This is a genomic window from Zunongwangia pacifica, assembly GCF_023499215.1.
Classification (GTDB): domain Bacteria; phylum Bacteroidota; class Bacteroidia; order Flavobacteriales; family Flavobacteriaceae; genus Zunongwangia; species Zunongwangia pacifica.
Window position 1 is genome coordinate 1 of sequence record NZ_JAKHSK010000066.1, and the last position, 10,599, is coordinate 10,599.

Here is a 10,599-nt window from a genome sequence, read left to right on the forward strand (position 1 = left end):
GTTACTAAACAGGTTTGATACTACCGTGGCAAGCTGGAAAGGGTTTAACTATCTTGCTTTTATTGTATTAGCCTTGAAAAAGTTCAAACCCTTCAAAAAGGAAAAAGTTTAAACGAGTTCTAAGAAATAAAATAAGAAACCAAATGTATGTTACTAACAAATATGTAAGTTATGTCTATAATAAAACCAACATCTACCAACTTTTCAAATAAGAAATCCTTAGAGAATGATTGCCTAGAAGTTTATACGTCTAACCTTATCAGCGGACAATGGGTTTTACCTATTTGTTATGCGCTTTTGGAAAAAAAACTTCGATTTGCAGACTTTAAAGAGATCTTTCCTAACATAACTGATCGAGTGCTCACGTTACAATTAAGGAAATTGGAAAGAAATAAAATTTTAAAACGTACGGTTTATCCGGAAGTGCCCCCACGAGTGGAATACGAGTTAACTTCAATAGGAAATGAATTAAAACCGGTTATTAAAGAACTAGAGCGGTGGGGGGCAAAGCATAAGGAATATGTAAGTGTTCAAAATAAAATAAATGGAGCAAATTAAATAATTAGTGAATTGACAAAAACAAATATCTAGTTGGTTATAGAACTAAAAAATGAAATCTCAGTCATAACTTCGATATCTCCTTTTTTGAACGTATTCGCGGATCTTCAGTCAAACTAATTATTCCTTAAATTTTGAAATCAATTGCTTCATAGAAGAGATGTTTTTTCACTGATAAAACTTGAAAATAATTTTATCATTTTCAAAAACAATAAATATGAAACTTAAAATTTATCAAATAGACGCCTTTGCAGACAAGGTTTTTTCGGGAAATCCGGCAGCCGTTTGTCCATTGGAATACTGGTTAAGCGATGATATTTTGCAAAATATTGCAAGGGAGAACAATATGGCAGCAACAGCATTCTATGTCAAACAAAGAAACTATTATGAAATAAGATGGTTTACCCCGACAGTTGAATTAAATCTATGTGGTCACGGAACATTGGCGGCAGCTTATGTGTTATTCAATTATGAGAATCATAATAAGAATAGCATTGAATTTAATTCATTTAAAAGTGGTTCTCTAATCGCAACTAAAATCGAGGAGTTAATTGTACTGAATTTTCCAGCTATCAATGTTAAGGAAATAGAAATGTCAGAACAGATAATCAGTGGATTCGATATAAAACCTAAGTTTGCCTATAAAAGTGAATCAGAATACTTGCTCGTTTTTGCTAATGAAGAAGAAATAAAAAGGGTGAGACCTGTGTTCGAGACTATTTCTCAGTTAGAAGGACGAGGAGTTATCATTACCGCTGTAGGAAATGAAGTTGACTTTGTATCGAGATTTTTCGCACCACAGATTAATATTAATGAAGACCTTGCAACAGGCTCAATTCATACCTTGTTAATACCTTATTGGGCAAAATATCTTGGGAAGAACTCATTAACCGCAAAACAATTATCATCTCGCAAAGGTCATTTTTATTGTAAATATTTAAATGAAAGTGTTGAGATAGGAGGACAAGGAAAATTATACTTGGAAGGTAACATCTTTTTGAGTTAAAAATTTTAATAACTAATAATATAAGATGCAATGAAAATTTTAATAATCGGAGGAAACGGAACAATCGGACGAAAAGTCGCTCATCACTTCAAAAATGATAATGAAGTCATAATTGCAGGTAAAACAAGTGGTGATCTAACTGTCGACATATCAAATAGTGTATCCATCAAGGAAATGTTTGAAAAAACAGGCAAACTAGATGCAATTATTTGTATTGCTGGCGAAGCAAAATGGGCGGAGTTTAACAAATTAAGTGAAGAAGATTATTACATTGGTTTGAAAAGTAAGCTTATGGGACAGGTAAATCTTGTCAGGATAGGAAGAAAATATCTCAATCCAAATGGCTCAATTACCCTTACTACGGGTGTTTTAGCGGACGATCCCGTTGTTCAGACAACTAGTGCAGCCCTGGTAAATGGTGGTATTCATAGCTTTGTTAAAGCCGTAGTTTTGGAAATTGATAATGGTCTTAGGGTAAATGTTGTTTCGCCTGATATGGTTGAGGATGCTTATGACAAATATAAAAATGCTTTTCCCGGTCATAATCCTGTTCCTATGAGTAAAGTTGTTAATGCCTATGTGAAAAGTGTTCAAGGAAAAATTAACGGACAAATAATTCGGGTTTACGCCTAGAAGAAAGTAAACCAAATTCTTTCATCGAGTTTGCTTGAGAACATACAGGAACTTTTAGCGCCACTTCCTTTTACCTAAAGAAGAAGGGAGTATTTTTTTTATACTCCCTTTGCAATACGTTAGTGGAGAAAATGAAGCACGGCATCAATGACGGCCTGTGGATTTTCTTCATTAAAATAATGCCCAGAGCCTTCTACCTTAATCACCTCTACATTTTTTGCAATATAGGGCAATCCCTGCTTCATAAACTCGTAGCTGCTTTCGCTGGCCATCCCCAGAACGGGCATTTGCAGGGTGCCGTAGGTATTCATATCCTTGATGTCCTGTTCAAAAGCCTGGTACCAGGCATTAGATGCCCTAATGTTTTCAGGCCGATTATAATGGTAGGCGGCAACTTCCCGGTCAAAATCACTCATTTTAGCATCATCCAACATTACGTAAGAAAACAGCCAATCTAATAGGTACCTAAATCGGCCTTCCAATAGCTGTTCTGGTAATTCCTTTACCTGATTAAAAGCCATCCACCATAAAAATGGCATTTTATCATTTATTTTATCTCCAAAAGTTCCCGGCATAGGGAGCAGGCGCATTTCCCGCATTGCTTCGCTCGGGTGGGCGCCATCCATCAGGATAAGTTTATCCACAGCCTTCGGATAATTAAAAGCAAGACTTGAAGCCACCATCCCACCAATATCGTGTCCCAATACGTGTGCTTTTTTGATCCCCAGTTTTTGGATCAGTTCAAAAATATCCTTGGCCATCGTTTTTTTGTCGTAGCCATTAAAGGGTTTGTCTGAGCTGCCCATTCCCCGAATATCTACTACAATCACCCTGTATTTTTTTGCCAGTGCCGGCATTACCTTATGAAAAGAATACCAGGTTTGCGGCCAGCCGGGAAGGCAAATAAGCGGTTGCCCCGTACCTCCTGCTACATAATGTAACTGAATGTTATTTACCGTGATCAGATGGCTGGTAAATCCCGGTAATTGTTTGACCAATTCCTTATCTGAATATTGCGCTTGAGTTTCCATAGATTCTTATTTTTTGATTACTTGTGTTATAGATGTCCATTTAAGGTCTGGATAGCGGTTGTTGGCCAGTTTTAAATGATGCACCAAAAACATACTGTGCAGGTATTGCATTTGTTGCCAATCGGCATACAGTTCCTGTTCGCCCTGCGGATTGGCATTTCTCTTTTCCTGGATTACAGTAGCGAAATCTTCTAAGGATCCGCCATTGATCAGTTCAAAATCTTTATCAAATAATTGTTTTCCAAGCGCTACAAAATCCTTTGGATTCGGACTAAAACTGGCAATATGCAGGTTTCGGGGAGTCTTATCGTCCAAAGCTACTTTGGCGGTGTATTGGGCGGTATCTTCTACCGTTGTAAAATCGATTGAAAAATCCTGTTTTTCCCCGTAAAAAAGTACTTTTCCTTCCTTTACATTGAATAACGGAAGGTTGTAGTTTAAGAGGTAGGCAAAAGCCCCGTTAAAAATAGAAGTCGACTGTATAGGTTGCTTATCCAAATAGACCTTGAATTCTTTTCTGAGATCGAAGTTTCGATTGAAACCTCTATCCATTTGTGTAAAATCTGTTGAAAAATCGGAAGGGATAAACCGGGGTACCTTAGCCGCAATGGCCGCATCTACCAGGCGCGATTGAAAATCGACAATGCTTTCCCGTAAACCGGCTACAGCTGAAATTACGCAGGAAACTCCTTCGCACGCCTTTTGGAGCGCCAGGCGATCATCCATTTGAAGAGGTATCACGGTTACCCCACTATTTTTTAAAGGGGTAATTTTTTCTTTATTGCTGGACTCCCTAACAATGGCGATGACTTCAGCTCCTTGTTGTAAAAGATAGTCAGCGATTTTACCACCAAGCATCCCGGTAGCACCGGCAATTAAAATTTTCTTTTTCATTACTATAGATTTTTTTGACACTATAGTTCAAATGTATGCCGGAATACCATTGCTAAAACTACCATTTGGTAGGAAAAAGTTAGGATGAAAGTTGAGACTGATGAACTGGGAGAACTCCATACTTAATAAACTGAGAAAAAATAGAAAGTAAACTATTATAAAATCTAAAGTCGCTTTTTCAGCAATACCTTCCTGCTCCCATTCATCTCCTTTAATTCCAATTGCAATTTCTCCTTACTACCTAATACAAATTTGGGCAGCACGTATACCAAGCGTACAGATTGGCTGTTATAGATCTTCGAAGGCATTTTGTAGGTATAGATTGGTTTCATTTCCAGTTTTTGAAAGGATGATTTTCTTTTTTTGTTGCCACTAACGCGGTATACCTTTAGTAAATCTAATTCGAACGTGATTCCCGAAGTATTGGTAAGTTCCATTACCAGATAGGTTTCTGAAGCATTGTAGGCGATCCGTTGTAACTGAAGCTTGATACCTCTCTTACGTTTGGTCTTGGACTGTTTTTTTCCTGATTTCATCAGATACTCTGAAAACCGCTGAAAATATTCCTGTCGCTTTTCCAGACTATCCTTTTTTTCTTTTGAAGGCTTGGGAATCACTTTGGCCGGGATTTCCGTTCCAATACTTTCGTCTGTGGAAATAAAATAATTCAGCTTGGGAAGTTCTTTGGTATATTTCAGCATATAGGAATAGACTTTCCCATCATTGGTAACCACCAAAAGGTTACTTTCTTCTCCGGGTTGGGCCTGTAATAATCCAAAATACTGCCGTTTTTCCCGGTTATAGGTAAACACGAAATGGGATGCTCCGGTTATGCCTTGTCGGATAGCACTCGGGAAAAACAAGGCTACGTTCTTTTTATCATTCGCATATAAGGTATTTAAAACTTTTTGAGCCTTCAACGGACTTGCCAAAGCCAGTAAGACTATCAAAATATATTTTTTCATCGCTATAATAATTTTAAAAGGTTTGAGATAATGTTATAACTACCGATCAGTTTTTTTCAAATGCCCATTATGGACTTTTCATAAGATTTGATTTTAAGAATGTTCCTGTGGTATTTTTAATAGTAATTGATAGCCATCTAGTACGGTGACTTTAACCTGACGGTTACTCCTTCTAAAAAGCTGTTTGATACCGCTCACCTGTGGTACTCCCGGCACTTCGATTTCATCCACGACATCGCCTACTACCTGACGGCGCACCTCCTCACGGAAACTGTTCTCGATATAAATCCCTTCACTGCCATCGGCCAGGTCATAGGCCTCGAAGGAAACCGCTCTGCCTTTAATATGCTCGATAGTAAGTAGGGTGCGATTGGGTTTAAAACTCACAAAGCCATACAGAAGGGTATTTTTGGTAACTAATTTCCCATCGATCAGGGCATCTCGCGAAAGCCGCATTCGAAGCCGGTAATGTTGTTTGATGGTCTGTGTACCATCAACTTGAACATATAATTGTCCGTCTGTGTTTTGGGATAGGATATTTAAATTCTCTTTTGGCTCGGAGGCAAAAAAGAGTTGATGTTCCAACCCCATTTCTTTGGCGGCCGCTTCCCGTTCTTTTTTATCGATTTTCCTGGGCAACATATCGTTTTGGAGTGGAGCAGAGGTGAGGGGAACTGATTGTTCTTGCCGGTAGGTGCTGCTGGCATAATCAATATTCCCTTGCGAATAAATACTGTCGATCATCCGCCGCTTTTCTTTATCCCTTAGGTCAGGATCATAATTTCCGGTAGCATCCAGTAACGCTTCATCATAGACGCTTGGTGCATTGATCTCGCGTTCCTCTTTGATGCTTTCCAGGGCTTCCATTTTTGTTTCATATTGTTTTTGGTCGCCCCCTAATTTGGGAACCGGTACCTGATTGGTGTCAATATTGGTTTCTTCTTCTTTGCCAAAAGTGATGATGGAATAGGCAACGATAAACAGGACGACACTGGCCACGATCAGTATCATTACGATTTTATTCTTTTGAAGTTTCATACGTATGGATTTAGTAATAAGTATTATTCAGGGTTAATTTTTCGAAGGCTATTTTCAAAAAAGTCGGTGATGAGCAGGCCGTGCGGATTGTGCGGAAAATTGCGGTCGACCTGCAACAGTTTTCCAGCCGTTTTCAATTCATAGCGGTCAGTTACCGATCCACGGTTGATCTCAAAGATGGTGGTGGTGCTAAATTGGTAGGGTTGATTTTGAAGGTTAACCTGCGAATCAATACTAATGACCTTTTGTACCAGGGAATACTGCAAAAGCCGGTTATAGACCCCTTCGGCCTGTTTTTGCTGATAGAGGTCAGATACGGAACTGTTTCCCAGCCATAGGCTCTTTTCGATATTACTTTTGTAATTATTGGCATTAAGCCCATAAAAATAGCGATGGAATAGTTCCAGATGGGCCAGGGCTTCGACCTTCAGGTTTTCCCGTTGCTTCACCACTTTCAGGGGAATAACGCTACCGTCCCCATTAATCACAAAAGCATTTTTCTGGGATTCCCGGTGGAGTTTGATGACGATTAGTACGGAAATGATACAGACCACGGCCGAGCAAATTACCGAGGAGAGTACGATAAAACGATTGGTTCGTAAGACCTTGTAAATATTTTGATATGGTATTTTCATTTTGTGTTAGATTTATACGGTTCTTTAAAACATTAACCTCCGGTAAACAGTCGCAGGGTAAAAGTGCTGGCCTTGCGGTAGAGCTTAAATTTGAGCAGGACGATAAAACCGATGGAGGCACATTCGATGACCGGGGCAAAAAACTCGCCTCCCCAATCTGCCCCGAAGAGATCGCTCCAAAAATGGGTGTTGATTTCCGTATAGAGGTTATTGATAAAAATATTGACCAGAAAAAATGCCGGTACGAGCATATATACCCCGGCATAGAGCTTAAAAAAGGTATAGGCCAGAGAACGGAATTTTTCAAATACGGCCAGGCTAATCACCAGCGGAAAAAATGCCTGCATTATTCCCAACAGAAAATAGCGCTCGGCCAAAAAGAGTGGATAGATAAACAGATCCAACAGCCATAGGATCACCCCAATAATAAAAGCAAGAATTTTAAGTCCGTATAGCGGAGTGACCAAGGCTTCGTATAACAGTGCCAGTGCTTTTTTGGCGGCCGCTACGGCGCCCACATCCCGTTCAAGATCAACATCACTAAGCTGCAAGGGGAGGAGTGCCGGGGCCGTATCCCGGTATTGGGCTTCTATAGCCACCAGTATGTTATCAAATACGTCCAATACCTGTGTGGAGAAAATAACCAGCAGGACAATGGCAAAGTTTTTAAAAAGTTCGGTGGGGTGTAATCCCCAGGTATGTCCATCGGTCGCAGCCACCCCTTCATTATATTTTTTAAGGATATTGATCAGGAAAAACAATACGGCCAGTGTTTTCATCCCGGTAATGGTATACTGAGAAAAATCACTGTCTTTGATCGTTTGAAAGACCGTATCTATATATTCCAATCCCAAACCTGGACTTATCATAGCACCCATCATTTCATTTAAGCTTTTTATTACATCCCACTTAGTGGGCGGTTATTGATATGATCCTGCATTTTCCGAAAGGAAATAATTTCTTTATACCGGCGTGTTTTGTTCTGCACCTCGGCGACCATCTCATTGGATCTCGTTTCATAATCTTTTAATACGGTAGCTCTTTCCGCATCGCTCATTTTTAGATAATCACTGGTGAGGATTTTGTTTACATAATCCACGCTCTCCATCGAACGGTCAATAATTTCCTCAAAGGATGCTGTCACCCGGTTGATTTCATCGGGTTTGATATACGGGGAGTTGAGGATTTCTTGCAGATCGCCCTGTACCATATTAAAGAGATATTGGTTATTCTGAATCAATTTTCCTACGGCATCCAATTGCTGAATCACATTGCTTACCTGTTCGATCCGTTCTTTCTGTTGTTTAAGAAACTCGACGGTCTTTAGTAAGTTCGAGGTTTGTTTTGCGGATTCGATTAATTGTTTTGCCAGGCTGATAAAATTCGTATTATCATACACCGGCATCCCCTGGGCCACAATATGGCCTGATGAAAAGAGGGCAATGGATAAGGTTATCACGAATCTTTTGATGTTTCGATTTATAGGATGTTTCATAGAATGTTGATTTTGGGTTATACTTTTTCTTTTAGGAAGCGTTCAATGGCCTTTTCCATATCATTGGTCTGTTTATAAATGGCCATTATGGTCTCGTTCTCGCTACCATCGGTCAGATAGGCTGCATAGACTTCCGGGGGTACTTCCAAACGGAACACGTTGCTTTCTTTCCCTATTTTGATAAACATTTCGGTGTATTTGCGCTCCCTGGTAAGGTTATTCCGAATGGAATATAACTGGTTCAGATCGTGGGCCGAGAGGTTTAGGCGTTTCTGCAATTCGCCATAACCTTTTTCATTACGAAGGCTATAGATCACCTGGGTGTTTTCCAGAATACTGGCCGAAGTTGAATTGTTGGGTAATTGATTGATGGATTGCAGGATAATCCCAATAGCCCCGTTTTGTTTTCGGATGGCCTGGTAATAGAATTCCACACTTTCCAAAACATTGGCAAACTTCAGTTGCTTGGCAAATTCATCAAACAGAATAATGCCTTTTTCCGACCGGTTTTGCCAGATGGTTCGCTGGATGGCCGATTTGATCAGTTTCAGCATCACCGATAGGATTTCCTTATTGTCACGGACTTCATCCAGTTCAAAAACGATCATCCGTTTGTCTTCAATCTTATAGGTTTGATCGGCTCCCACGTTAAATAAAAAGCTGTAAAGGCCTCCTTCTACATATTCCGAAAGAATATGCAGGAAATCATAAGTACTAAAATGTGCCTCCCGGATTCCTAATCCTTGTATGAGCGTATCTTTGTTTTTATCAACAAAGTGGTATAAAGAAGCTAGCGAATGGTTTTTACGGATTTGCTGGTAATACTGTAAGAGCACCTTTTTCATCGCTACTTCCTTGCCTTTGGATACTTTTTGACCTTCAGCCAGAAGTTCGAGAAGGAATACCGACAAATCTTCCAGACGTTCGGGAGTAAGATCTGCTTCCTTAGAAATATAAAACGGGTTAATCCCTAAGTTTTTTCCCTGCTCGTAGCGTAAAATAATATGATCGCTAGGATAGAGTTTGGCAAATTTGGAATAGGAACCGCCCAGATCGATGATGACCAAGCGTACACCGCTCTCAAAATATTGACGAAGGATGTTATTGGCCAAAAAGGATTTCCCTTCGCCCGTGGGGGCGAAGATGGCAAAGTTGCGTGCCTTGATACGTTTCTTTTTTTCATCCCACACGTCTTTTAGGACCGGGATATTATGTTGGCGGTCATTAAAGATAATGCCTGTATGATCGGAGCGGTAATTGGTATTATTGATATATAGGCATAGGGCGTGTTTAAGATCGGTTACATAGAGATCTTCATTGGAAAAGTTGGAGGTAAAACAGGGGTAGGAATTTAAAAAATAATGCTTACGCTCTTCTCCTTTGGGATAGTATGGAAGCATATCCAGTTCCTTAAATTCCGTTTTTATTTTGGAAGCTATGCGACCAAGTTCTGTTGCTTCCTGACACCAAAAAATAATGTTGAGATGGCCACGGATAATCCGTGAACTTTCATCTTCATTGATGTGATTAACGATCTCACGGATTTTCTTTAATACCACTTTGTTTTGGGTTCCGAAGTTGGAGCTCTTGGAAAGCTCCTCGATTTTCTTTTCCAGTACTTTTCGCCATTTGTGCTTATCATCCAGATAAAGAATGTGGTTGATGATATGGTCTTCTTCCAAATCCAATCCCAACCCATCGATAAAGCCCTGATGAAAAGTGAAATGATCAGAAGTGAATTTTTCATTGACTTTACTACTTTGCAGGCTTTCTCCAAAGCACTGTTCACTATTGATTGCGAGTACATCAAAATGATAATCACCAATGGCAATTCCGTTTTGATCCAGCCTGATATCCGTATCTACGTCCTCGTGGAACCCGTTGAAATAGGAGTGGGTGAATTCCAAAATTGCCTCTTGACCTAAAGGGGAAACATTTATTTTTCTACTGTTATTAATAAAGGATACAGCATCATTCACCGCACCAATAAATTCCCTGACCTGGTGATCCAACTTTTTATGAATACCTTTTTCCGTCTTCCGAAACGGGTTGACATATTTGGAAGCTTTTAGATGCTTGTCCAGGGGAAGTACAAAAAACAGGTAGCTTTGGTGCTGTAAGTACTCCCGATTTTTAAAATAATGATTGGTGGCTTGTTGCAGAAAGGTATCTTTTGGAAGTTCCTCAGCCGTATAAGTTGATTTTCGGTAGTTATCCTGTTTCTGGATGAGCCGGTCAAAGTGAACCACATGCGCCGGAGGAAAGTGAGCATAGCAAACTAAGTGCTCAAAATCGATTCTACTGTGGTTAAATTTACTATTTATTTTTAAGTTTTTTCCTCATT

At 39.6% G+C, this 10,599-nt stretch carries 11 protein-coding genes and 1 pseudogene; 4 read left to right on the plus strand and 8 right to left on the minus strand.

The window, feature by feature from the left end:
* The 4 genes and pseudogenes from L1967_RS21635 to L1967_RS21650 form a co-directional block, all read left to right on the plus strand.
* A pseudogene (locus L1967_RS21635) lies at nt 1-112 on the plus strand (IS5 family transposase); the annotation flags it as partial.
* A 59-nt stretch (nt 113-171) separates the two neighbouring features.
* A complete protein-coding gene (locus tag L1967_RS21640) occupies nt 172-558 on the plus strand; it encodes a winged helix-turn-helix transcriptional regulator (RefSeq protein WP_249603579.1) in 387 nt (128 codons plus the stop codon).
* A gap of 217 nt (nt 559-775) precedes the next feature.
* Entirely contained in the window at nt 776-1,564 is a 789-nt protein-coding gene (locus L1967_RS21645) for a PhzF family phenazine biosynthesis protein (protein WP_249603580.1), read from the plus strand.
* Between the two features lie 30 nt (nt 1,565-1,594).
* A complete protein-coding gene (locus L1967_RS21650) occupies nt 1,595-2,197 on the plus strand; it encodes a short chain dehydrogenase (protein ID WP_249603581.1) in 603 nt (200 codons plus the stop codon).
* A 119-nt stretch (nt 2,198-2,316) separates the two neighbouring features.
* Here L1967_RS21650 and L1967_RS21655 read toward each other — a convergent pair whose 3' ends face one another.
* From L1967_RS21655 to L1967_RS21690, 8 genes are all read right to left on the minus strand, one after another.
* Nucleotides 2,317-3,228 carry an alpha/beta fold hydrolase gene (locus L1967_RS21655; protein ID WP_249603582.1) on the minus strand — a complete coding sequence of 304 codons (912 nt, stop codon included), beginning with the start codon at nt 3,226-3,228 and terminating at the stop codon, nt 2,317-2,319.
* Nucleotides 3,229-3,234: 6 nt separating this feature from the next.
* Entirely contained in the window at nt 3,235-4,122 is an 888-nt protein-coding gene (locus tag L1967_RS21660; RefSeq protein ID WP_249603583.1) for an NmrA family NAD(P)-binding protein, read from the minus strand.
* 164 nt (nt 4,123-4,286) lie between these two features.
* Nucleotides 4,287-5,087, minus strand: a complete 801-nt coding sequence (locus L1967_RS21665; protein ID WP_249603584.1) for a DUF4138 domain-containing protein — start codon at nt 5,085-5,087, stop codon at nt 4,287-4,289.
* Nucleotides 5,088-5,180: 93 nt separating this feature from the next.
* Nucleotides 5,181-6,125, minus strand: a complete 945-nt coding sequence (gene traM / locus L1967_RS21670; protein ID WP_249603585.1) for a conjugative transposon protein TraM — start codon at nt 6,123-6,125, stop codon at nt 5,181-5,183.
* A 23-nt stretch (nt 6,126-6,148) separates the two neighbouring features.
* Complete coding sequence (locus tag L1967_RS21675) at nt 6,149-6,760, minus strand: conjugal transfer protein TraK (protein ID WP_249603586.1); 612 nt, start codon at nt 6,758-6,760, stop codon at nt 6,149-6,151.
* A 32-nt stretch (nt 6,761-6,792) separates the two neighbouring features.
* Nucleotides 6,793-7,638 (minus strand): hypothetical protein, encoded by an 846-nt coding sequence (locus L1967_RS21680; protein WP_420856431.1) that lies wholly within the window; start codon nt 7,636-7,638, stop codon nt 6,793-6,795.
* Between the two features lie 20 nt (nt 7,639-7,658).
* On the minus strand, nt 7,659-8,255 hold the full coding sequence (locus L1967_RS21685) for a TrbJ/VirB5 family protein (protein WP_249603588.1): 597 nt from the start codon (nt 8,253-8,255) through the stop codon (nt 7,659-7,661).
* Between the two features lie 17 nt (nt 8,256-8,272).
* The gene (locus L1967_RS21690; RefSeq protein WP_249603589.1) at nt 8,273-10,504 is read right to left on the minus strand and encodes a TraG family conjugative transposon ATPase; all 2,232 of its coding nucleotides are present in this window, start codon (nt 10,502-10,504) and stop codon (nt 8,273-8,275) included.
* Nucleotides 10,505-10,599 lie beyond the last annotated feature (95 nt).

Coding starts and splice junctions, on each gene's coding strand:
- L1967_RS21665 (WP_249603584.1), bottom strand. CDS start 5,087: ATGAAAAAATATATTTTGATAGTCTTACTGGCTTTGGCAAGTCCGTTG.
- L1967_RS21655 (WP_249603582.1), bottom strand. CDS start 3,228: ATGGAAACTCAAGCGCAATATTCAGATAAGGAATTGGTCAAACAATTA.
- L1967_RS21645 (WP_249603580.1), top strand. CDS start 776: ATGAAACTTAAAATTTATCAAATAGACGCCTTTGCAGACAAGGTTTTT.
- L1967_RS21640 (WP_249603579.1), top strand. CDS start 172: ATGTCTATAATAAAACCAACATCTACCAACTTTTCAAATAAGAAATCC.
- traM (WP_249603585.1), bottom strand. CDS start 6,125: ATGAAACTTCAAAAGAATAAAATCGTAATGATACTGATCGTGGCCAGT.
- L1967_RS21680 (WP_420856431.1), bottom strand. CDS start 7,638: ATGGGTGCTATGATAAGTCCAGGTTTGGGATTGGAATATATAGATACG.
- L1967_RS21675 (WP_249603586.1), bottom strand. CDS start 6,760: ATGAAAATACCATATCAAAATATTTACAAGGTCTTACGAACCAATCGT.
- L1967_RS21650 (WP_249603581.1), top strand. CDS start 1,595: ATGAAAATTTTAATAATCGGAGGAAACGGAACAATCGGACGAAAAGTC.
- L1967_RS21660 (WP_249603583.1), bottom strand. CDS start 4,122: ATGAAAAAGAAAATTTTAATTGCCGGTGCTACCGGGATGCTTGGTGGT.
- L1967_RS21685 (WP_249603588.1), bottom strand. CDS start 8,255: ATGAAACATCCTATAAATCGAAACATCAAAAGATTCGTGATAACCTTA.